Origin of the sequence: Oceanobacillus timonensis (genome assembly GCF_900166635.1) — a bacterium.
GTDB classification, from domain to species: Bacteria; Bacillota; Bacilli; order Bacillales; family Amphibacillaceae; genus Oceanobacillus; species Oceanobacillus timonensis.
Map to the genome: position 1 here is coordinate 913,178 of NZ_LT800497.1, position 23,219 is coordinate 936,396.

General features: G+C 37.4%; 27 protein-coding genes. 25 read left to right on the forward strand and 2 right to left on the reverse strand.

What is annotated here, in order from left to right; genetic code table 11:
* Window positions 1–17: 17 nt before the first annotated feature.
* The 10 genes from narJ (at window position 18) to mobB (ending at window position 7,479) form a co-directional block, all read left to right on the forward strand.
* Window positions 18–554: a nitrate reductase molybdenum cofactor assembly chaperone gene (gene narJ / locus B7E05_RS04550; protein ID WP_080872856.1), complete on the forward strand. Its 537-nt coding sequence runs from the start codon at window positions 18–20 to the stop codon at window positions 552–554.
* 8 nt (window positions 555–562) lie between these two features.
* The gene (gene narI / locus B7E05_RS04555; protein ID WP_080872857.1) at window positions 563–1,261 is read left to right on the forward strand and encodes a respiratory nitrate reductase subunit gamma; all 699 of its coding nucleotides are present in this window, start codon (window positions 563–565) and stop codon (window positions 1,259–1,261) included.
* A gap of 66 nt (window positions 1,262–1,327) precedes the next feature.
* Window positions 1,328–2,086 carry a tetratricopeptide repeat protein gene (locus B7E05_RS04560; RefSeq protein ID WP_080872859.1) on the forward strand — a complete coding sequence of 253 codons (759 nt, stop codon included), beginning with the start codon at window positions 1,328–1,330 and terminating at the stop codon, window positions 2,084–2,086.
* A gap of 20 nt (window positions 2,087–2,106) precedes the next feature.
* A complete protein-coding gene (locus B7E05_RS04565; RefSeq protein ID WP_080872862.1) occupies window positions 2,107–2,814 on the forward strand; it encodes a tetratricopeptide repeat protein in 708 nt (235 codons plus the stop codon).
* 116 nt (window positions 2,815–2,930) lie between these two features.
* Window positions 2,931–3,941: a GTP 3',8-cyclase MoaA gene (gene moaA, locus B7E05_RS04570; RefSeq protein WP_080872864.1), complete on the forward strand. Its 1,011-nt coding sequence runs from the start codon at window positions 2,931–2,933 to the stop codon at window positions 3,939–3,941.
* A 15-nt stretch (window positions 3,942–3,956) separates the two neighbouring features.
* Complete coding sequence (locus tag B7E05_RS04575) at window positions 3,957–4,964, forward strand: MoeB/ThiF family adenylyltransferase (protein WP_080872866.1); 1,008 nt, start codon at window positions 3,957–3,959, stop codon at window positions 4,962–4,964.
* A 12-nt stretch (window positions 4,965–4,976) separates the two neighbouring features.
* Complete coding sequence (locus tag B7E05_RS04580; protein ID WP_080872868.1) at window positions 4,977–6,287, forward strand: molybdopterin molybdotransferase MoeA; 1,311 nt, start codon at window positions 4,977–4,979, stop codon at window positions 6,285–6,287.
* The gene (locus B7E05_RS04585) at window positions 6,284–6,754 is read left to right on the forward strand and encodes a molybdenum cofactor biosynthesis protein MoaE (protein WP_080872870.1); all 471 of its coding nucleotides are present in this window, start codon (window positions 6,284–6,286) and stop codon (window positions 6,752–6,754) included. Before B7E05_RS04580 ends, B7E05_RS04585 begins: the two co-directional genes overlap by 4 nt.
* Window positions 6,754–6,987, forward strand: a complete 234-nt coding sequence (gene moaD / locus B7E05_RS04590) for a molybdopterin converting factor subunit 1 (protein WP_080872872.1) — start codon at window positions 6,754–6,756, stop codon at window positions 6,985–6,987. The genes B7E05_RS04585 and moaD overlap by 1 nt, the downstream gene beginning before the upstream one ends.
* A complete protein-coding gene (gene mobB / locus B7E05_RS04595; protein ID WP_080872874.1) occupies window positions 6,988–7,479 on the forward strand; it encodes a molybdopterin-guanine dinucleotide biosynthesis protein B in 492 nt (163 codons plus the stop codon). It abuts the gene before it with no gap.
* 17 nt (window positions 7,480–7,496) lie between these two features.
* Here the strand turns inward: mobB and B7E05_RS04600 are convergent, their stop codons facing one another.
* Window positions 7,497–8,219, reverse strand: a complete 723-nt coding sequence (locus B7E05_RS04600; protein WP_080872876.1) for a Crp/Fnr family transcriptional regulator — start codon at window positions 8,217–8,219, stop codon at window positions 7,497–7,499.
* A 114-nt stretch (window positions 8,220–8,333) separates the two neighbouring features.
* Here B7E05_RS04600 and mobA point away from each other — a divergent pair, with 114 nt between their 5' ends.
* The 4 genes from mobA to modB are packed head-to-tail and all read left to right on the forward strand — an operon-like array spanning window position 8,334 to window position 10,919.
* On the forward strand, window positions 8,334–8,915 hold the full coding sequence (mobA, locus tag B7E05_RS04605) for a molybdenum cofactor guanylyltransferase (RefSeq protein ID WP_080872878.1): 582 nt from the start codon (window positions 8,334–8,336) through the stop codon (window positions 8,913–8,915).
* Between the two features lie 31 nt (window positions 8,916–8,946).
* On the forward strand, window positions 8,947–9,465 hold the full coding sequence (locus tag B7E05_RS04610) for a MogA/MoaB family molybdenum cofactor biosynthesis protein (protein ID WP_080872880.1): 519 nt from the start codon (window positions 8,947–8,949) through the stop codon (window positions 9,463–9,465).
* A gap of 14 nt (window positions 9,466–9,479) precedes the next feature.
* Window positions 9,480–10,250, forward strand: a complete 771-nt coding sequence (gene modA, locus B7E05_RS04615) for a molybdate ABC transporter substrate-binding protein (RefSeq protein WP_179134463.1) — start codon at window positions 9,480–9,482, stop codon at window positions 10,248–10,250.
* 9 nt (window positions 10,251–10,259) lie between these two features.
* Window positions 10,260–10,919: a molybdate ABC transporter permease subunit gene (gene modB / locus B7E05_RS04620; RefSeq protein WP_080872883.1), complete on the forward strand. Its 660-nt coding sequence runs from the start codon at window positions 10,260–10,262 to the stop codon at window positions 10,917–10,919.
* 105 nt (window positions 10,920–11,024) lie between these two features.
* Here the strand turns inward: modB and moaC are convergent, their stop codons facing one another.
* The gene (moaC, locus tag B7E05_RS04625; protein WP_080872884.1) at window positions 11,025–11,507 is read right to left on the reverse strand and encodes a cyclic pyranopterin monophosphate synthase MoaC; all 483 of its coding nucleotides are present in this window, start codon (window positions 11,505–11,507) and stop codon (window positions 11,025–11,027) included.
* Window positions 11,508–11,636: 129 nt separating this feature from the next.
* Between moaC and cyoE the strand changes: the two genes are divergently transcribed.
* The 11 genes from cyoE to B7E05_RS04680 all read left to right on the forward strand — a co-directional run bounded on the left by cyoE (window position 11,637) and on the right by B7E05_RS04680 (window position 23,211).
* Entirely contained in the window at window positions 11,637–12,518 is an 882-nt protein-coding gene (gene cyoE / locus B7E05_RS04630; protein ID WP_080872885.1) for a heme o synthase, read from the forward strand.
* A 230-nt stretch (window positions 12,519–12,748) separates the two neighbouring features.
* Window positions 12,749–13,615: a MurR/RpiR family transcriptional regulator gene (locus tag B7E05_RS04635; protein WP_080872887.1), complete on the forward strand. Its 867-nt coding sequence runs from the start codon at window positions 12,749–12,751 to the stop codon at window positions 13,613–13,615.
* Window positions 13,616–13,802: 187 nt separating this feature from the next.
* Entirely contained in the window at window positions 13,803–14,825 is a 1,023-nt protein-coding gene (locus B7E05_RS04640; protein WP_245832959.1) for a DctP family TRAP transporter solute-binding subunit, read from the forward strand.
* 65 nt (window positions 14,826–14,890) lie between these two features.
* Window positions 14,891–15,382, forward strand: a complete 492-nt coding sequence (locus B7E05_RS04645) for a TRAP transporter small permease (RefSeq protein ID WP_080872889.1) — start codon at window positions 14,891–14,893, stop codon at window positions 15,380–15,382.
* Between the two features lie 14 nt (window positions 15,383–15,396).
* Window positions 15,397–16,677 carry a TRAP transporter large permease gene (locus tag B7E05_RS04650; protein WP_080872891.1) on the forward strand — a complete coding sequence of 427 codons (1,281 nt, stop codon included), beginning with the start codon at window positions 15,397–15,399 and terminating at the stop codon, window positions 16,675–16,677.
* A 133-nt stretch (window positions 16,678–16,810) separates the two neighbouring features.
* Entirely contained in the window at window positions 16,811–17,851 is a 1,041-nt protein-coding gene (locus B7E05_RS04655; protein WP_080876217.1) for a zinc-dependent dehydrogenase, read from the forward strand.
* Window positions 17,852–17,902: 51 nt separating this feature from the next.
* Entirely contained in the window at window positions 17,903–18,715 is an 813-nt protein-coding gene (locus tag B7E05_RS04660) for a class I fructose-bisphosphate aldolase (protein WP_080872892.1), read from the forward strand.
* Window positions 18,716–18,735: 20 nt separating this feature from the next.
* Complete coding sequence (locus B7E05_RS04665; protein WP_080872893.1) at window positions 18,736–20,214, forward strand: xylulokinase; 1,479 nt, start codon at window positions 18,736–18,738, stop codon at window positions 20,212–20,214.
* A gap of 20 nt (window positions 20,215–20,234) precedes the next feature.
* Complete coding sequence (locus B7E05_RS04670; protein WP_080872895.1) at window positions 20,235–21,200, forward strand: 2-hydroxyacid dehydrogenase; 966 nt, start codon at window positions 20,235–20,237, stop codon at window positions 21,198–21,200.
* A 22-nt stretch (window positions 21,201–21,222) separates the two neighbouring features.
* A complete protein-coding gene (locus tag B7E05_RS04675) occupies window positions 21,223–22,170 on the forward strand; it encodes a ribose-phosphate diphosphokinase (protein WP_080872896.1) in 948 nt (315 codons plus the stop codon).
* A 381-nt stretch (window positions 22,171–22,551) separates the two neighbouring features.
* Window positions 22,552–23,211: a FadR/GntR family transcriptional regulator gene (locus tag B7E05_RS04680; RefSeq protein ID WP_179134464.1), complete on the forward strand. Its 660-nt coding sequence runs from the start codon at window positions 22,552–22,554 to the stop codon at window positions 23,209–23,211.
* Window positions 23,212–23,219 lie beyond the last annotated feature (8 nt).

A 23,219-nucleotide genomic window follows, 5' to 3' on the forward strand; every position in this document is an offset into this window, starting at 1 on the left:
AATAAGGAGTGAAGAGGATGAATTCCACAATCTATCAATTGATTTCTTTTCTTTTAGCTTATCCTAATCAACAAATGAAAGAAACATTACCAGAAATAAGAGAAGAAGTAGAAGATATTTCCAATGAGGACGTAGCAGAAAACCTGCGGAAGTTTATTCAAAAAGTGGAAGATATGTCCCTGGATGAGTGGGTGACGTATTATATTGACAACTTTGATTTCGGCAGAGTAACCAACCTGTATGTAACGTATTTGAAATTAGGCGAGCAGCGGGAAAGAGGACTGGAGTTATTAAAGCTAAAAAAATATTATGAGGCACATGGATTTGAAGTAACCGATAAGGAATTGCCAGATTACTTACCGCTTCTATTGGAGTTCTGTGCTCGAGTTCCCATAGAAACAAGCAATGAGTTGCTGGAGATGCATGGAAAAACCATTGCGGAAATCCAGAAGAAATTAAGGGAGCAACATAATTTTTATTATTTATTATTCGATGCTCTATTCAATCAGATGGAAGCTCATGGACTGCACATTGCAGCAGAAGATGCCGTTTAGGAGGGAAACTGATGGACCTATTATTATGGGGCGTATTTCCTTATATTGTAATAACCATTTTTATTTTAGGACATGTTTACCGTTATCAGAAAGATCAATTCGGCTGGACAACGAAATCAAGTGAGTTTTTGGAGAAGAAGCGGCTCCGGATAGGTTCGCTGTTATTTCACTGGGGGCTTCTCTTCGTGTTTGGAGGACATGTGCTCGGACTGATTATTCCTGTCGGTTTCTATAATGCCTTGGGAATTACGGAGCATATGTATCATGTCATTGCCATCGGCTTTGGTGTACCTGCTGGAATCGCAGCATTTGCAGGGATTCTTCTATTAACCTATCGAAGGATTAGCGTGAAACGAATCAAAGCAACGACTTCTGCGAGTGACTGGGTTGCTTTAATTTTTGTTCTGGTAGCACTTCTTTCTGGTCTCATCGCTACTTCTTTCAATGTGGATGCCCAAGGTTTTGATTATCGAACAACAATTGCGCCGTGGTTAAGAGGATTATTTATTTTTAACGTACAACCGGAGCTGATGCAGTCTGTCCCTATTTGGTTTAAGATACACATTTATTGCACCTTTGCTTTATATGTTGTTTGGCCATTTACAAGGTTGGTGCATGCATTTAGTTTTCCGCTCCGTTATTTGCGCAGAAGCTATGTGATTTATAAAAAACGTGTACCAACACATTCAACCAAAGAGAGCTTATAAGTATGCTCTCTTTTTGGCTATCGTTTAAAAATTGATAGAAAATAAACAAGAAGGTGGTGCGTGTTGATGGTGGTAAATGTAGATAATGTTTTCTCTTTTTATCAAGCATTAAGGGGAGAGATTAAAGCTGGACATATCGATGAAGTGACAGAAAGGGTTCAAGAATTAGAACAACAGTTGGAGGAGCATGCATGTTCCGCAACAGAAGCATTCTATGTGCGAAGTATTTTAGGGAAATATTATCGTAAAGTAAAAAATTATGATAAAGCTGGAACGTATTTTCGTGAGGCTATTCGGTTTTCTAAACATGTGGAGCAGGAGCATGTGGAGGAAGTCATTGATACGTATTTGGATTATGCGCATTTGGAAATAGAATATGGACAAGAATCCAACGGCAGGATAGAGCTTGCGAAGTTATTAGCTATGTTAGATACAAATCATTATCCGGATATGTACACTTATGGGGTTATTTTTAGGGACTTAGCGAAAATATCCTTTAAAGAGGGCGATATAGAAAATAGTGTTAAACAGTATGAGAAAGCTTTGAGCTATTATAAAGAAGCACTTCCTGAAACACACCCCGTGATGATTGCTGCTATATATGAATTATCGGATGTATTGGTTCAGATTGAAAATTACAACGATGCTGTCAATCTGCATCAGCAACTGGGGAATGCTTATAAGAAAGAGAAAGATAAGCTTTCCGAAGCTAGAGAATTATTAAAAATTGGAGAAATACACTTTTATATCGATTTAAAAGAAGCACGAAAAATCATTACGAAAGCAATTAAAGAAATCACAGACTGTCAGAAGCATTTCCATTAGACATATCCAAGGCTGTATTGATGCTCGCCGAAATCGATGAAAATATGGGAAGCTTTCCAAGAGCAATCAATTATTATAAACAGGCACTGGACCAGTTAACGAAAGTCTATGAAAAAGATCATTTTATGATTGTATATATTTATTCTAAAATCGGAACGCTCTCGATCCGAACCTTAAAAAAAGATCAAGCGAAATCCTATTTAGAAAAAGGGTTAACCTTATCGCATCCATTTCCAAAAATCCGAATGCAATTTCTATATGCATTAGGGAAGATATATTCCGATGAAAAAACCTATGACCAAGCACAAAAGGTTTTTACAGCGTTTTTAGAAGGACTGGAGAAGGATGACCGGAAAAATTCCATTGCGTACGGAAATACACTTCAAGCGATGGCCTTTAATCATATTGAACAGGATCAAATAGAACAAGCTTTTGAACGTTACAAGGAAGCACTGGCTATCTACGAAAAAATACCAAATGTTAAAGAGGAAAAGGGACTGACCCTCATCCGGCTGGGATACTGTTACGAAAACAGAGAGAAGCAAGATATCTCAAAAGCGGATCAATGTTATGAAAAAGGTTTTAAACAAATCGAAAAAACCCGTAATCAAGAACTGCTGGAAGAAGCTTTGGCCGGCATGATTGACTTTTACAATCGAAATAATCAGCCGAAGAAAAAGCAGCGCTATGAAGATAAATTTGTGAAGCTCGTAAATAAGAAATCATAACAAGTCTCAAGTTATAAAAAATCATAGAATCAGCTTGGGTTAGTGACATTTTTCACAGCCTGCGCAGACCGAAACATGTAAACTATGCCTATGATAGATAAAAGGAGGGATCCAAAATGTCCGTTATAACAGATAAATTGGGCCGCCCGTTAAAGGATCTTCGTATTTCTGTCATTGATCGTTGTAATTTTCGATGTACCTATTGTATGCCGAAAGAAATTTTTGGAAAAGATTTTGTCTTTATGCCAAAAGATCAATTACTAGACTTTGAAGAAATCGAACGCTTAGCTCGTATTTTTGCAGATTTGGGCGTTCGAAAAATAAGAATAACCGGGGGAGAGCCTCTTTTAAGAAGAGATTTGCCCAATTTAATACAAAAATTAATAGGAATCGATGGGATAGAAGATATCGGTTTAACGACAAATGGTTCTTTACTGGGTCATATGGCAGAGAAATTAAAAAAAGCCGGTCTTCAACGTGTCAACGTGAGTTTAGATGCATTGGACGAGACATTATTCCAATCCATAAATGATAGTAATGTTAAGCCCGAACGCGTATTAAAAGGGATCGCAAAAGCAAAAGAAGCAGGCCTGGAAGTAAAGGTGAATATGGTTGTGAAAAAAGGGATGAATGACAAGGAAATTATTCCGATGGCAACCTATTTTAAAGAACAGGGAATTGCATTAAGATATATTGAATTTATGGATGTGGGTCAATCCAACGGCTGGGATTTCAGCAAGGTTATCACGAAAAAACAAATCTTCCAAGCGTTGAATAACCATTTTGATTTGGAACCTGTGGAACCGGCATATCTTGGTGAAGTTGCCAAACGGTACCGTTATCGCGGGACAAACACAGAGGTCGGATTTATTACCTCTGTATCAGAATCCTTCTGTTCCACATGTACAAGAGCAAGAATAGCGGCAGACGGAAAAATGTATACCTGCTTATTTGCTGAAAACGGATTTGACTTTAGAGACATGCTACGCTCCGGTATGCAGAATGAAGATATAAAAGCGCACATTGTTAACATCTGGAATCAGCGAACCGATCGCTACTCCGATGAACGAACAGAAGAATCAGCCAAAAATAGAAATAAAATGGAAATGTCTTATATGGGCGGTTAAAGGAAAGTGATGAAGATGAATCGATATGCTCGACAAACATTATTTACCCCTATAGGAGAAGATGGCCAACGCAAACTTTCCAAGAAGCGTGTGCTTATTATTGGATGTGGAGCGCTTGGTTCAGCAAATGCTGAAAATTTGACTCGTGCAGGTATCGGCGGGTTAGTACTTGTTGATCGAGACTATGTGGAGGAAAGCAATCTTCAAAGACAACAACTATATACAGAAGAAGACGTAGATAAACAAATGCCAAAAGCTGTTGCAGCAAAAGCAAGATTGCAAGCCATCAACTCTGAGGTGGAGATAGAAGCCCGAGTGCTGGATGCTGACGCAACTTCTTTAAAGCCGTTATTAGATGGAATTGATTTGGTGATTGATGCGACGGATAATTTTGATACCCGTTTTCTGCTGAATGATTTATTACAGCAACATCCATTGCCATGGATATTTGGATCGTGTGTTGGCAGTACGGGAATGAGTTATACGATTTTTCCAAATGAGTCCCCATGTCTGAGATGTTTACTGGATACTATACCTATCAATGGTGCAACCTGTGATTCGGCGGGGATCATTTCGCCAGCTGTACAGATGGTGGTTGCCCATCAAACGACCGAAGCCTTGAAAATCCTGGTAGGGGATAAAGAGGCACTGCGTACATCCCTTCTGACGTTTGATTTATGGAATAACCATTATCATACCATGAAAGTGGAACGGGCGAAGAAAAAGGCTTGTCCATCATGTGGGGAGCATCCTAGCTATCCAGCGCTACATGATTCGTCCAGTACCAAATCAGAAGTGCTCTGCGGCAGAAATACTGTGCAGATTAGAACCTCCCGCCAACCAAATGTCCATGTATTAAAGGAACGGTTAAAAAAAATTGGATCGGTGAAGGCAAATGATTTTTTAGTATCTGTTGAATATAAGACATACCGTCTGGTTTTCTTTCCAGATGGAAGAACGTTGATTCATGGAACCAATTCCATCGAAAAAGCAAAAAGTATATATTATCAGTTAGCAGGATGAAGGTGAATAGCTGTGGTAGAAAAAAGACAACCGATTAAAGTAACAGAAGCCATTGCACGTGTGATGAATGTTGCCAAAACAGGAAGTGTGGAATATGTTCCGATTGAAGCGAGTTATGGTCGCTTCTTGGGAGAACATTTAATCGCTGACCATCATGTTCCGCCATTTGACCGTTCTCCGTATGATGGGTTTGCGATACGCGCGATGGATACGAATCATGCGTCTCGTCATAGCCCGGCAGAATTGGAAGTAGCCGGAGAAATTGGTGCTGGATATGTATTTGAGCGTCCTGTAGCAGCAGGAGAAACTGTACGAATTATGACGGGAGCACAGATTCCTGAGGGCTGTGATGCTGTTGTGATGCTTGAAGAAGTAAAAGAAATAGAAAAAAACGGAAATATCTATATCCAAATAAAACGGAATATCCAGTCAGGAAACAATATTTCGTTTACCGGAGAGGATACGAAAAAAGACAGTCTTCTTACCAAGAAGGGAACCTATATCACACCTGGGATAGTAGCATTGCTGGCAACATTCGGCTATAAAAATGTCCCCGTAGCCAAGAAACCTAAAATTGGCGTGATTGCCACGGGAAGTGAACTATTAGAGATCGATGCTCCTTTGGTGCCGGGGAAAATTCGTAATAGCAATGCTTCTATGATTCAATCGCAAATTATTCGCGCAGGTGGGGAACCGCTTTACTTTGGGCAGTTTAGTGATGATTTGGAACTATGCTATAACCAGGTGAAAAATGCGCTGGATGAGGTGGATATGCTGATTACTACCGGAGGCGTCTCTGTCGGTGATTATGACTATTTACCAGATATTTATGCCAAGCTTGGGTGTAATGTTTTGTTCAATAAAATCAGAATGCGACCTGGCAGTGTAACAACGGTAGCTGAAAAGGACGGCAAGTTATTATACGGTTTATCCGGGAATCCATCCGCCTGTTTTGTAGGTTTTGAATTATATACGCGGCCTGCCATCCGTACCTTTTTGTATAGCGGGACGCCATTTATACAGAAAGCAACGGCTCGACTTGACGCCGATCTTCTGAAGCCCAATCCGTTTGATCGTTTTGTAAGAGGACATATTCGGTATCAACATGGACAGCTCGTTGCCACCCCGGTTGGATTGGATAAATCAAATGTTGTTTCGTCTTTAGCGGAAGCCAATATTCTTATTCAGCTTCCAGGAGGAACAAGCGGGTATGAAGCAGGAAGGAACGTCTCTGTCCTGCTGTTAGAAGACCAGGAAGGAATGACAATGGAGCAATTTATAGATAGCGATTTAGAAATGGCAGAAAGGGTCGAAGGCGGATGAGTTATTCGTTATATGAGGTTGTAGAAAAGCCGATCAACGTTGAGGAAGTCATTCGAAAAGTGGAACGCAGAGAAGCGGGAGCGATTAATACGTTTATTGGAACGGTACGTGAGTGGACCTATGGGAAACGTACGATGTATTTAACCTATCAAGCTTATCAACCGATGGCTGTCAAAATGCTTGAAAAAATTGGTTGGGAAATGGAAGAAAAATGGCCAGACACAAAGGCAGCCATTACCCATCGCATTGGCCGGTTGGATATTTCAGATATCGCTGTTGTCATCTGTGTTTCGTCTCCGCATCGAAAAGCAGCATATGAAGCAAATGAATATGCAATAGAAAGAATCAAACAAATGGTGCCAATCTGGAAGAAAGAACATTGGGAAGATGGCGCGACCTGGATAGGAGATCAATTAGAAAAGGTTCCATATCCTGATGGAAGTCCATATATAAAGGATGTGAAATAATGATTCGCATTTTATTTTTCGCAGATATACAAGAAAAGATTGGTAAAGATACATTGACGTATGCATGTGATTCTATCATGATCAAAGAGTTAAAAGAAAAACTTAAAACAGCATATGGACTATTGGAAATAGATCACGTCATGACAGCGGTAAATGAGGAATATGCAATGGAAGAGGATATGGTGAAAGCTGGAGATACAGTCGCTTTTATTCCGCCAGTCAGTGGTGGCTAAATGGATATTATTCAAATTGTCGGCTATAAAAATAGCGGAAAAACAACGGTCGCAACTACATTCATTGAATATGCAACAAAAAAAGGGATTCGTACAGCGTCTTTAAAACATCATGGCCATGGCGGTATTCCAGAGGGAATCAAGGATACAGATAGTGAAAAACATAGGCTGGCAGGGGCTATTATTTCTGGTGTCGAGGGAGGCAGTGTATTCCAGCTATCCAAAGAAAACTGGACAGTGGATGAAATGATTCCCATTTACAACATGATGCACATCGATTTGCTCATTATGGAAGGTTTTAAATCCTATCCCTTTCCAAAAGTGCTGCTCATAAGCAGGAAAGAGGAGCTCGACTTATTAGATCAAGTTGAAAACGTACAAGCTATCATTACCCGGGTAGCCCTTGAAAAAAATTCCTATCCATTTCCAGTTTTTCATTCTTTTGAGATAAACCGGATTTGTAAGTGGCTGGAGGGACAATTAAAAAAATAAAAACACGGCTGCATGTTCTAATTGATATTGCATATGTCTATTGGGCAGTCTTCACAGCCAATTTGTTCCCGTAAGTATGCCATATCTTTAATGAAGATTCGGCCGGATTTGTCCATGGAAATGATATCATGTTTCCTTAAATCGACCAGCATCCGATTTACGCTTTCACGGGTTGCAGCACAGAACTTTGCTAATTCTTGATTGGTCAGAACTAAATCGATTAATATGCCATCCTTTTTAGGTATGCCATAGCTATTAGAAAGACGGATTATGGTGGAATATAATGCACCTTTCTTTCCGTTTAACAGTAAGTCTCGCATTTTGGATTGAAATTTTCGCATATGGCTGCTTGCCCATTTTAAATATTCGAATGTGACGTGCGGGTTTGACATTAATGCTTTTTCTAATTGATCTTTTTGAACAACCAACACTTCACCGCTTTCAATCACTTTCGCACTGAGCATATATCTGGAATCATCACTGAAGATGGTTAATTCACCAATGATATCTTGATGTTTACAAATACGAAGAATCATTTCTTTCCCGTCAGCTGTCAATTTAGAAACTTGAACCAGTCCTGACTTAATGATAAATATTTGTTCTGATTCTGTACCTTCATTGAAAAGATACATGTGTTTCTCCATTCTTTTTACAGTGCCAATGGAATTTAAAACCGCTCTAAGCTCTTGAGAAATGCTGTCCCTTCCTGTTTTTGATTGTAATAATGCGCTCGTTTGCATAGCAGTCAACTCCTTTGTGGATGAAATATCCTATCTCCATTTTAACATTCGTATATTTACGTTGACTTATTTTCCGTTACGAATTTGTGAAGTTTAAGAAAGGAGGCGCATGGTATGGAAACAATAGCAGGTATCCTTTTGGCAGGAGGGCAATCAAGAAGATTTGGCAGCCCCAAAGCTTTTCTGCAAAGAGACGGGAAATATTTCTATCAATATTCCATCGATTCTGTAAGGACGTTTACAGATTCTATTGTTCTGGTAACCAATGAAGAATTGGAAGCATTTTTCCACGATGAAGAAGAGAATGTTGCTATTCTAACAGATCAAACGCATGTGAAAGGCTTGGGGCCGTTAGCGGGGATGTATACGGGAATGGAATATGTTTCGGCAGATTGGTATTTGACTGCGCCCATTGATGTGCCATTTATGGATACATCGGTTTTCCAAACGTTATTAACCTATAAAAAAGAGGGGATCGATGCCATTGTGCCTATCGTTTCCGGAAAAATTCAACCGCTTCTTTCCATTTACCATGGTAGTGTGAAAAAAGTCATTTTTGACCAGCTTCAACAAACAGAATTATCTGCTCATCAATTACTGGGGCACTTAAATGTGGTCTATGTCCCGATGGAAGAGGAAAGGTTTTTTTATAATATAAATCGGCAGGCGGATTATCATCGGTGGATTGTTGATTGAGAAATGAAAAAGAATAAAGGGGATTTTTTAGATGCTCACAGATCATCGAAAACATGCTGCGAAACATCTTGTATGTGCAGTTATTACGGTTAGCGATACAAGAACAAAAGAAACCGATAAAAGCGGGAAAAAAATAATCGATTTATTAATCAATCAGGAACATCAAGTGCATTTTTATGAAATTATTCCAGACGAGGGAGAACAAATTCGGACGACGGTGGAAAAAGCGATTGACAGTGGAAAAATAGACGCAGTTATTGTCAATGGCGGAACAGGGATATCTAATCGAGATGTCACGATAGAAGCGATTGAACCTTTATTTGAAAAACAGCTTCCTGGTTTTGGTGAATTATTTCGACATTTGAGTTTTCAATATGATATTGGTACAGCCAGTATTTTATCGAGAGCAATTTGCGGCGTTCGAAAGCATTGCATTCTTTTTTCCATTCCGGGGTCAACAGGTGCGGTAACATTAGCAATGGAAAAAATTATTTTGCCGGAAGTTGGTCATATGGTTCAAGAAATTCATAAAGACGTTAAACACGAATAAGAAGGATGTTTCCTATGAGAAAGTATTATATGCTGATGTTTATATTTATTTTATTTGCTGCAGGATGTTCACAAGGTAAGACGGAGGAAGTAGAATTAAACATTTCTGCCGCAGCTAGTATGACAGAAAGTTTAACAGAGTTGACGGCAATGTTTGAAGAGGAACATCCTAACATTGCTATTTCTTATAACTATGGTGGTTCCGGCTCTTTGCGAAAACAAATTGAACAAGGGGCTCCAGTTGATATATTTCTGTCTGCATCAAGTATAGACTATGAAAAATTAGTTGAGAAAGGCCATGTTGATGAAGGGAAGGCAATACTTTCCAATCAACTCGTTTTAATCAAACCAAATGAGGGGGACGTAGACTCTTTGGACGATTTTGTAGCAGGAAATCAAGTGATGGCAGTGGGTACACCAGATGCGGTTCCAGCCGGTTCTTATGCGCAAGAAGCATTACAAGAATTAGATTTATGGGAACAATTGGATGAAGAAAGCCGGCTTGTGTATACAAAAGATGTTACGCAGGTACTTACATTAGTGAAAGAAGGAGCTGCTGATGTCGGAGTTGTGTATGCCAGTGATGTCATCGATGAAGAAGGTGTCACGGTGATCCAAAACGTTGATTCCAACCTGCATTCCCCCATTGAATATTATATAGCTACGCTTCAAAATGAAGAACAGGAAGAGGACGTGGCGCAAGCAAAAGATGCATTTTATCAATTTATATCCAGTCAAACAGCTGAAGACGTATTTGAAAAATACGGATTCCAACCAGCGGAGTAGGTGGGTAACATGCAATGGTCATGGCATCCTGTTCAGTTATCCTTTTATGTAGCAACAATCGCGACCGTTATTGCCTTTCTTCTAGCTATTCTATCTGCCTTTTGGATCATTCGGAAAGATAGGAAAGGGAAAGCAATCATAGAGACAATCTTTTTCCTGCCCTTGGTGTTACCGCCGACAGTTGTAGGATTTTTTCTTATTATGATGTTTGGTACCAATAGCTGGGTCGGCCAAATGATAGAGAAAATAGCCGGTGAGAGTGTATTGTTCACCTCAACAGCTGCCATCATTGCAGCTACTGTTGTCGCATTTCCGCTTATCTATCAATCCATCAAAACTGGATTCTTATCGGTGGATAAAAATATTATTGGAGCTGCCAAAGTAGATGGCGCAAATGATTGGGCTGTCCTGGTAAAAGTCATTCTCCCGCTATCGTATCGTTCACTTACCACAAGTGCGGTACTTGGATTTACCAGGGGATTTGGAGAATTTGGTGCTACCTTAATGTTTGCTGGCAATATACCCGGAAAAACGCAAACCATCCCAACAGCAATTTATCTAGCTATCGAAACGGGAGAAACGACAATTGCCTGGTATTACGTGTTAATCAGCATCGGCTTTTCTTTTCTGCTTCTGTTTCTTATTAATCGAATGAAATCAAATGAGTAAAATGTGGATAGAGCCTGTGAGTTGTGCGTACAGGCTCTATGGTGTTTGTTGAGCTGCGTATAAAGGATAGAGGGGGAATTAGACAGGAATAAATACCCGTCTGCATTATCTTTTATAATCGCCGCTTTTACCGCCGCTTTTTTCAAGTAAATATGTCTGTCCGATAACCATGCCTTTATCCACCGCTTTGCACATATCATAAACAGTTAATGCGGTTGCGGAAGCAGCAGTTAATGCCTCCATCTCCACACCAGTATTACCAACTGTTTTCACCTCGGCATCGATAAGAAGTTCATACATGTCTTTTTCCGTATGAACCCATTCAAAAGATAAATCAACGCCACTTATCGGGATCGGATGGCACATCGGTATGAGAGAAGACGTTTGTTTTGCGGCCATAATCCCTGCAACCTGTGCGACAGATAATACGTCCCCTTTTTTAATCTTTTGCTGTGTAATATTTTCATAAACGATTCGGTTCATCTGGATACTGGATCTTGCAATGGCTTTACGGGCTGTTTCATTTTTGTTTGAAACATCGACCATTTTTGCCCGTCCATCGTCATTAAAATGGGTGAAATTTGTCATGTTCGTCACCTGACTTTTCTTAAGAGTTCATAATAAGTTTAGCTTAAGCTATGGTGAAATTCAATATAGATAGTTAATAGAATTTGGAAATGGAATATTGGAATACGTGTCAAAAAAGGATGATGCATCGTGCAAAGAAAAAAACAATCCCATGTCTTAGATGATATCAAACGACTAATTAAATGGAATGTACTCGTAGCCAATGTGCTTCCGGTAATAACGGGTTTTGTCTTGGCTATTGCTAGTTCGAATGCTGTATTTCAGGATTATTGGCTTTTATTTCTGCTTGCTTGTATTGGATCTGCCTTCGTGATGGCGGGGGCATTAATCATCAATAATTGGTATGATGCTGATATTGATGCCAAAATGGAACGAACGAAAAAACGCCCGACAGTAACAGGAAAGTTTACAAAAAGGCAAGTATTCATCACGGGACTTGGAGCGACGGTGTCAGGGTTTATCTTGCTTCTTGTTGTTAATCTGGAAGTTACCTTCTATGCATTCATCGGCTGGTTTACATATGTTATTTTATACACAATGTGGTCGAAAAGAAAATATACGCTAAATACAATTATCGGCAGTATCTCTGGAGCTGTCACTCCACTGATTGGCTGGGCGGTAGTGGATTCGGCGATTCATATTATTCCTTTGACCGTGTTCTTACTCTTATTTATCTGGCAAGTACCACACACATTTGCCATTGCCATAAAAAGAAGTGAAGAGTATCGTGCGGCAGGGGTTCCTATGCTTCCTGTCGTATATGGTTTTGATATAACAAGAAGACAGATGCTCGTATATATTATCTGTTTGTTCCCCTTACCTTTTTTGATTGCGCAATTAGGCATTCTTTTTGTTGTGATTGCCACCATGGTTAACATTGGGTGGATTGTATTAGCATTAGCTGGATTTTGGGTGAAGGATCAGCGGAAATGGGCGCAATGGAATTTCCTTTATTCGGTGAATTATTTGGTTATTGTGTTTATGTTGCTGATTTTTGTGGGGTTGGTTTGAGAGTGGAAAGGTATTTCTTTTTATTTTCTTGTTTGGGAGATGTGGATAGAGTGTTAGTGAATGGTTTTTATTAATAAATTACAAAGTGTTCTATAATTGATAACTGAATTTGATTGAACAAAATAGAAAAATGAATGGTTTAGCGTGGCTACTGGATGGTGATATGCTATAATTTACTTGCTGTAAGTATAGAGATAAATTGTATTAAACGAGGCGAGGAGGAATATTCTGTGAATGATTTAAATGTAAATAAGAATCCCGGGCTCTTTACAAGGATAGAGGCGATTGAGCCAAAATTAAAAGGAGCAGAAAAAAAAGTAGTAAGGTTTATTGAGAAAAATCGAGAAGAAATTATTCATTTATCGATAACAGAAGTTGCTGAAAGAAGTCAAACAAGTGAGTCTTCTGTAGTACGGTTGTGTAAAAGGCTAGGTTATAAAGGTTTTCAAGATATGAAAATTCACTTTGCGAAAGAAGTAATTTCTCCTGAAAAACAGATACATGAGGTTATTGAAAAAGATGATGATGTTCTTATGGTAAAAAAGAAAATTTTTCAGGCAAATATTCAAGCATTGTATGATTCTTTAGAAGTATGTAAAGATGAACAGCTCGTACATGCAGTAAATGCTATATATAATGCAAATTTGATTGAATTTTACGGAACTGGTGGTTCTGGTTCGGTAGCGACAGATGCTCAACATAAACTATTAAAATTAGGGATTAAATCTTTTGCTTATAATGATTCAACCTTACAATCCATGTCAGCCAGTGTGTTAGGAGAAAACGACGTTGTTATTGGAATTTCGCATACAGGGTCTAATAAAGAAGTATTACATGCAATGAAATTGGCTAAAGAGACAGGTGCAACTTTGATTTGCATCACTAGTTCATCTAAATCCCCTATTACACAAATTTCAGATATTATTCTGCAGACAGCATCCAACGAAACTTTATTCAGAACAGATGCAATATCTTCTAGAATTGCGCAATTAACCATCATTGATATTTTAGTAGCAGCCTTGGCAATTCAAAATTATGATCAAAGTTACAGTGATTTACAGAAGACTAGAAATTCCACAACCAATAAAAAAATATAAACATGAAAATTATATTTATTTTTTTTAGTAATATATTGAAGGAAATTACCACCGTATGTTAATATGAATTTACTGAAAATTTATTTCGGTAAATTCATATTAAGTTAATTCTTTCTTTATTAAATTTTTTCTTAATAAAGAAAGCGCTGTCATTAAAATGAATGATACTAATAAGGGGAGGAAAATAGTGAAGAAAATTATTGTTTCTTTGTTCAGTGTAGTAGCAGTAATTGCTTTAATTGGGTGCAGTAAAGTAGGAGAGGGGGCAGAGAAGGGAGATACGGTGACATTCAAATTAGCCACACCAGATCCTAATTCATCACCAGTTACGATGGCTGCTCAAAAATTTGCGGAGGTAGTGGAAGAAAAAAGTGATGGTTCTATCCAGATTAGTGTTCATGCCAATGGATCGTTATATGGAGGAGATCCTTCTGCAGCAGTAAAACAGCTTGGAGGTGGAAGTTTAGATATGCTTATTTTATCAACCTCTTTGTATACAAACTTTGAACCAAAGTTTAACGCAATTAGTATACCTTACTTATTTGATGATACGGATCAATTTATTGATTTTTTAAATAGTGATATTAGCGAAGAACTGCTCTATTCTGTAGAAGATATGGGCATTAAAGGTCTTGGGTATTGGACACGTGAGTTTAGACAGATTACTAATTCTGTCCAGCCAATCACGCAACCTTCTGATTTAGATGGAATTAAATTAAGAGTACCGAATAATTCATTATGGGTAGAATTCTTTGGGGATTCAGGAACAGCAACAACACCAATGGATTTTGGAGAAGTTTATAATGCTCTTCAGTTAGAAACAATTGATGGACAGGAAAATCCGATAGGAGTGATTGAATCGTCACAAATGCATGAAGTGCAAGAGTACTTAACTCTTTCGAACCATATGGCTGAAGCTTGGTTAGTAGGAATGAATCAAGAAAAATTTAATGAATTAACGGAAGAACAACAAGAAATTCTTTTGGAAGCTTCTCAAGAAATACAGGCTTGGAATGCAAAAGAGGAAAAAGCAAATACAGAAGAAACGATTGACTTTTTAGAGACTGAAGGGATGCAAGTTAATAAGTTAACAAAAGAACAACAAGAAATGTTTATTGAAAATTCAAAACAATTATATCCAGCTTTTAGAGAAATTATAGGAGACGAGGCTTTTTTTGATGAAGTACTTGAATTTGTTGGGAAAAATTAAAATTATAATAATAGTCTAGACAAAAATATAGAAAAACTTCAAAGCTTGGAAGGAGAATTAAGCAAATGGAAGAGAATCAAATAAAACCATATAGCCTCTTCTTTAACATTTTAAATAAAGCATCTAATTTTATAGCTGGTCTTATTGCTGTGGCTCTTTTAGTAGTAGTGGTGATGCAAATTGGAGGAAGATGGTTAGGAAGTCCATCTCCATGGACAGAAGAAATGACAAGGTATTTGTTTATATGGATGATTTTTATAGGAGTTGGACTTGGTTTTCGTAAAGCTGAGTCACCAAGGGTTACGGTATTTTTAAATTGGATGCCATCTTCTATACAAAAATTAGGACGATGGACATATATTGTTGGTTCTATAAGCTTTTTGTTATTTATGGTTATCTACGGAGTACATTTAGTACATCAACAAGTAACATTAAATGAAACAAGCTCTGTTTTACTCATACCGGTATGGCTGGTCGGTATAAGTGTCCCTATATCTGGTGTTCTTGGAATACTCAATATTATTCAGTCTCTTATATACCACAAAAATTTAATTTAAGGAGGTGTAAAAACTTGTCAATATTTCTATTGATTTTATTTTTTATTCTGTTGATTATTGGTATCCCGATTGCTGCATCTTTAGGTATTTCAGTTATCCTTTCGATTTTGATATTTACTGACGTGCCAATCAGTTTAGTCATTCATTCTATGTACAGTTCGATGAATAGTTTTATTATGGTTGCAGTTCCTTTATTTATCTTAGCAGGTATTATTATGGATGAAGGTGGGATAGCGAATCGATTATTTTCATTTGCTAATAGCGCTGTAGGCTGGATGAGAGGTGGATTAGGTCATGTTAATGTTGTGGTGAGTCTTTTGTTTGCTGGTATGGCAGGGTCTTCGATTGCTGATATTGCCAGTACTGGAAGAATGACGATTAATGCGATGACAAGAAATAATTATCCAATTATATATTCTACAGGGTTAACACTAATAACTTCTGTTCTCGCTTCAGTAATCCCGCCTAGTATTTTAATGGTTGTAGCTGCTGCAACTGCTGGAGTATCTGTTGGAGATGCATTGATTGGAGGATTGGTTCCAGGGATAATCATGGCTGTTATTTTCATGATTTGTAACCATGTTTATAGTAAGAAAAATAATATAGGAGAACCTGTTCCATTTGATTTTAAGGTGTTAATGAAAGAATTTATGAAAGCCCTTCCTGCTTTGCTGATTCCGGTTATTCTGCTTGGTGGTATTTTAAGTGGAATATTTACTCCGACAGAAGCCGCAGCGGTTGCAGTGATTTATTCTCTGATAATTGCTATTTTTTTCTATAAAGTAATAACTGTTAAACAGTTGCCGAATATGTTTTATAGAACAACCAATATGACAGGGACAATACTTTTTATCGCGGTAACTGCACAATCTGCTAGTTGGGCATTTGAATATGATGGTTTACCAACCCGGATTGCATCTAGTATTACGAATGTTAGTGAAAGTTCATTTGTTATTTTACTTGTCATGTTTGTATTTTTAATTATTGTGGGCATGTTTATGGATGCGACAGCTGCTATTTTTATTCTTGTTCCAATATTGATGCCTATTGTGACAGAGGTTGGCATTGATCCGTTGTACTTCGTTATATTTTTAGTTTTAGCTTTATCTTTTGGATTAGTAACACCGCCAGTTGGTGTAGCACTATATGCTGCAAGTAATGTAACTGGTTTAAGTATCGAGAAAGTATCAAAGGCAGTTGTACCATGGATTTTTATAACGATGTTTATTCTATTGCTCTTTATTATTTTCCCAGTTCTTTTAACAGGGCCTCTTAATTGGATTCAGCCTAATTAGAGCATAAGCTCGATAAAAGGTTATTATGCTCATTAATGAAGAAAATATTCATTTTTATTTAAATAATATTGAAGGAAATTTCCTTCTTTGTTATACTAACGCTATATTTAATATTTGTAGAGGGGTTGTTCAGGTGAAAGCTGCTGTATTTTATGGACCAAATGATTTGAAATTAGAAGAAGTTAAAAAGCCAGAAATTACAGAAAAAGAAATATTACTCAAAGTCAATATGAGTGCGGTATGTGGGACAGACGTACGGATATATTTAGGAAAAAAAACAAAAGGAGTTCGCACGCCTTCTACGATTGGACATGAGCTTGTCGGTACAATTGTTGAGGTAGGGAGAGAAGTCACTGGTTATGAAACAGGAAACCGAGTAGGCGTTATACCAGTTATTCCTTGTGGGAATTGCCATTATTGCCAAAATGGGATGGAAAACGTTTGCGCTAATCGTAAAGCAATTGGCTATGAGTTTGATGGGGGATTTGCAGAGTATGTTCGGATTCCAGCAGCGGCTATCCAAGCTGGAAATGTAGTGATAATCCCTGACCATGTCAGTTTCCAGGAGGCTGTTATTACAGAACCTTTAGCTTGTTGTTTAAACGGCAATAAAAAAGCAAATGTGAAGATGAATGATACGGTTGTTGTGATTGGCGGCGGGCCAATTGGGATGATGCACGTGCAGCTGGCTAAGATAGCAGGTGCGAAACAAGTTATTTTGAGTGAGCTGGTAGAACATAGGAGAGACAAAGGAAAAGTAGCTGGTGCTGATATAGTTGTTAATCCTGGAGAGGAATCCATCGAGGAGATCGTTTTAGACGCAACCAACCAGCTCGGAGCTGATGTTGTCATTATGGCAATAGGTATTCCGCAATTAGTCAATCAGGGAGCAACCTTGTTAAAGAAAGGAGGAACATTAAATTTATTTGCTGGTTTTACGAAAGGCGTTTTTTCTGAGGTAGATCCTAATGTGATTCACTATAATGAGATCAATGTAAATGGAACTTCCTCTTTAACGCGTTCTAATTATCACGAATCTTTATCATTAATTGCGGATGGGAAAATCAATACGGAAGTTATTACAACACCGGGTTATACCCTGGATGAAGTTCAACAAGCTATTGAAGATGTCCGAGACGGAGTGGGAATGAAATCGCTAATTGAAATGACGTAAACATGGAAAACTAGGAATCTATTAAAAAATCTATTTACAGGAGTGTTTTATATGTCATTATTAGGTAAAGAAATTCGTTTAAAGCGATTATTGCATGAAGATGGTCGTTTATTAGGAGTTGCTGTGGATCAAGCAACTGCCAGAGGAGTTTTTGATGAACTAATGCCGATTGAAAGAAAAATCGATGAAATCGCTGCTGCGCGACCAGATGCGATGACGATGCATAAAGGAATTGCAGATACTTGTTTTCATAAACATGCAGGGAAAACGAGTCTTATATTTAAAGCATCTACTTTTTCCCCGTGGCAGCCAAATTCTGACGTACAGGTAGCTAATGTGGAAGAAGCGATACGTTTCGGAGCGGATGCCATATCTATGGGATGTATTGTTGGCGGGGATGATCAGCCAGAACAGCTACAGAATCTGGCTGTGATAGCAGGAGAAGCACATAAAGTAGGATTGCCTGTGATTGCTCATATATATCCACGAGGAAATCAAATTCCAAAAACGGAATTAAATGATTGGAGACATGCTGCTTATGCAGTACGTACAGGTGCCGAGGTTGGGGTAGATATTGTCAAAACAAAATATACTGGCGATCCGGAATCATTCCATAAAGTAGTTTCTTCCACACCTGCCAAAGTGGTTGTTGCTGGTGGAGATATCGGTAATAATATTGAAGATTATTTTCAAATGGTGCATGACGTGATGGATGCAGGCGGAACAGGAATCACATTTGGTCGAATAGTATGGAACCGCCAGAACCCAACAGCCGTTGTGAAAGCATTTAAGCATATCATTCATCATAATGGTACAGTAAAAGAAGCAATGGAACTTCATGAACAGCTTTTAAATGAAAATTAATAATTGAAAAAGGTGATTATATGTCGCATATCATTGGTGTGGATATTGGTACTAGTTCGATAAAAATAGGAATGATGGACAAAAATTTCAATTTGGATATCATGAATAAACAAGCATATTCCCTTATATATCCTAGAAATGGTTGGATGGAAATAAATGTTCATGATGTATGGAATAAAACACAGCAAATGATATATGAAGCTATTTATAATATAAGAAATAATGGTGGAGAAGTGGATGCAATTTCCCTCTCCACTTTTTGCAATTCTTCTGTACTGATGAACAAGGATGGAAATGCTTTATCAAATGGAATTATGTATTTGGATAGCCGTAGTAAAGAACAAGCGGAACGAATTTATCGTATGATTGGCGAAGAATTTCTTTATAAAATTACTCGAAATAGAGTGGAGCCAGGAATGTATACGGTTACGTCAATGTTATGGAAAATGGAAAATCATTTGGATTTATTTCGTCAAACGTATAAATGGGGAAACTTATCTACATTTATCCATCATAAATTGACGGGAAAGTTTGTCATGGATTGGACGCAAGCTTCTTACACCGGTATATTTGATGTTTTGAAATACCAATGGTCTACAGATATTTGTGAAAACCTTGGTATAGATATGTCTATTTTACCAAAAGTAGTTAGTCCATTTGATTATATTGGTGAGTTTGAACAGATTCCTGTTATTGCTGGAGCAGCAGATACGGCAAGCTCTGGACTAGCCTTGGATTTAAAGCCAGATGAAATATTTGAATCTGTAGGTACTTCCAATGTACTCACAGTATGTACAAATAAACCAGAACAACTGGATACCCGTTTTTTAAATCGATGCTTTGTCTGGAAGGATCAGTGGCTTTCACATGGAGCTATGTCTACTCCTGGAGCCTCTATTAAATGGTTTCATCATACTTTCCTAGAAGAAAATGAAAAATCAGATATTCTCGAATACTTACCTAAACAATCGGAAATAGGAGCAAACGGCGTTTTTTTCTTACCTTATATGCAAGGAGAAAGAAGCCCAATCTGGGATCAGAATGCTCGTGGAGTGTTTGCTGGAATGCACTTACAGACATCGAAAGCAGATATGCTTAGAGCTATTTTAGAAGGATCTGCTTTTGGATTAAGACAAATATATGAAATTATAGAAAATAACTATTGTTTGCATATTCAACGTCTCAGATCAATTGGTGGTGGCGCACATAATAAAATATGGGCACAAATAAAGGCCAATGTACTAAAAACAGAAATAGATATTCAACAAATATCAGAGACAGGTGTTTATGGAAGCTGTTTAATAGGGGCGAAAACCATTGGCTATTTTTCTGATATGCAAGATATTGCCCCATATGTAAGAAATCAAACACTGTATACCGTTAAACCAGATATGACTACATTTAAAGATTATGATTCTTATTATAAAAAGTTCATTAAACTTTATCCAATGCTCAAAGATTTTTTCAAGTTATCGGATGAAAATATAACATTAGTTTAAAGAAATTGGAGTGATTAGAAATGAAACCCAAAGTATATATTACAAGGAAACTCCCTGAATCTATTATAAATAAAATAGAGGAAGTATGTCAGGTAAGAATGTGGAAAGAGGAGAATGAACCTGTTCCTCGAGAAGTACTATTACATGAAATAGAACAAGCAGACGGCCTCTTTTGTTTGTTAACAGAAGTAATAGATCGAGAGGTATTGAATGCTGCAAATAAATTAAAAGTCATTGCAAATATGGCTGTAGGTTATAATAATATTGATACAGAAGAAGCTGCTAAAAAAGACATTATTGTTACAAATACACCAGATGTATTAACAGAAACAACTGCTGATTTAACTTTTGCGTTATTAATGTCAACTGCAAGAAGAATTGTTGAATCGAGTACCTACTTAAAAGAAGGAAATTGGAAAACTTGGTCACCAATGCAGTTATCCGGGCAGGATATAAATGGGGCAAAGTTAGGAATTATTGGAATGGGTCGTATTGGAAAAGCCTTGATAGAGCGAGCAAAAGGATTTAATATGGATGTATCTTATTATAATCGTTCACGTAAACTAGATGTAGAAGAAGCATTTAATGTTACTTTTTTAGACAAAGACTCACTTTTAAAAGAATCGGATTTTATATGCATTCTTGTCCCTTATAGTCCAGAGGTACATCACTTTATCGGAGAAAGGGAATTGAGGTTAATGAAAAATTCTGCTATTTTAATTAATACGGCCAGAGGTGGTATAGTAGATGAAAATGCGTTATTTCATGCATTGAAAAATGAAGAAATCTGGGGAGCTGGACTTGATGTATTTAAGGAGGAGCCTGTTTCATTAGAGAATCCGTTGCTTTCTCTTCCTAATGTTACTGCTTTACCGCATATTGGCAGTTCCAGTGAAGCTACCAGATTAGAAATGGCAGATTTAACAGCAGAAAATCTTATCCAAGTTTTAGTAGGAAAAAAAGCAATTACACCAGTGAACGGTTAAATGTTATTCAGGAGGTAGAAAAATGAAATGTGGTCCGAAGTTAAAGTTATTTTCATTGAATTCACATTATTCTTTAGCAAAAGAGATATCCGATATTTTAAATGTCCCTTTAGGAGAAAGATCTGTAAAGCGCTTTAGTGATGGTGAAATTCAAATTAATATTGAAGAAAGCGTTAGAGGCTGTGAAGTATATGTTATCCAATCTACCTCTGAACCGGCAAACGAGCATTTAATGGAATTATTAATTATGATTGATACCTTGAAAAGGGCATCGGCTAAATCAATTAATGTCATCGTGCCATACTACGGTTATGCGCGCCAGGATCGGAAGGCGCGTGCCCGAGAGCCGATTACTGCGAAATTAGTTGCCGATTTGATTGAAAGAGCTGGAGCTACCAGATTAATTACATTAGATCTACATGCACGACAGATACAAGGTTTCTTTGATATACCAGTGGATCAGCTTATGGGAGTACCAGTATTAGCGGAGTATTTTAAAAAGAAATTGCCAACAGAAGAGATTGTTGTTGTTGCACCAGATAACGGTGGAGTGGGGCGTGCCAGAAAGATGGCAACCTTATTGGACACGCCTATCGCTCTCATAGATAAGCGGCGGCCTGAACCTAATGTCGCACAAGTTATGAATATCATTGGTGATGTTTCAGGGAAAAAGGTCATCATTATCGACGATTTAATTGATACAGCGGGAACATTGACCTCAGCTGCTGAAGCTTTGGTTGATAGAGGAGCGGAAGAAATTTATGCCTGTTGTACCCATCCTGTTTTATCAGGACAGGCGATAGAAAGAATTGAATCCTCCGTCATTAAGGAATTAGTAATCACCAATTCCATTTATTTACCTGAGGAAAAAAAGATAAATAAAATTACTTCTCTGACCATCGCACCGTTATTAGCGGACACTGTTTTAAGAGTGCATAATAATGCTTCTGTTAGTGTGTTGTTTGATTAATTTTTGATGGGTGAAGGTGTATTGTCGGTAAAAGAGCTGTTGTAAAATGCAAATCATGCATTTTGTAACAGCTTTTTTAATGGCTGTTTTAACGAACCCAATGTCAGTGATATCCTATGTTCCGGTTATTGTTTCATTTTAAAATACTCTTTTTATAAGTATTAAGACATGAAAAAACATATTAGTTTAAATCCTTATCTTAATATAACTACATGGGTAGATCATAATACAAACAAGGAATCACTTTATTTTCATTATGATCCTTAAAATAACCTCAGTATAGTAGGTAATAATGATTTTAGATTTTTTGAAATAATCTATTGCAAACTACACTCATATGATGTATATTATATTCATCATATGAGTGGGAGGTGGTATCTTTTGAGAGGGAACTTTAATACTGTATATGAAAAATTAAAAGATGAAATAGTAAATGAAGAATTAAAAGAAGGTGCAAAGTTACTTTCTTTATCAAGGTTATCTGATAAGTATGATGTTGGTGTATCAACTGTAAGGGAAGTTTTAAGAGCATTGCAAAGTCAGTCTTTTGTTAAAATTGAGCAAGGTAGAGGCACATTTGTAACGTATGATTCTAAAAAAAATAATGATTCTATATCAAAATCAGAAATTAGAGATTTAATGAACTTGACCAGTTTTAGAACAATGATGGAGCCCTCGTTTGCTGGAATTGCTGCGGTACAAGCGTTTCAATATGAAATTGATTTAATCGTCGAGTCTGCAAACAAAATGAAAGAACTGGCCGAAAATGAAGAAGATACAAAAAAAGAAGATTTAAACTTTCATTTATTAATAGCTAAAGCTACTCATAACTCTTATGCTATAAATTTTTATGTAGACTTTCAAGAACAGTTATCAAAAGGAAGAAAGCATACTAATGTTCCGGGTATGATTGAAAAGGCAGCACATTATCATATGATGATCGCTGAAGCTATCAGAACCAGAAATAGTAGTCAGGCTAAAATGTATATGCAGGCACATATGGAGTCGAACGAAGAACTAGCTATAAATTTGTTATTTTGAATTTTAAG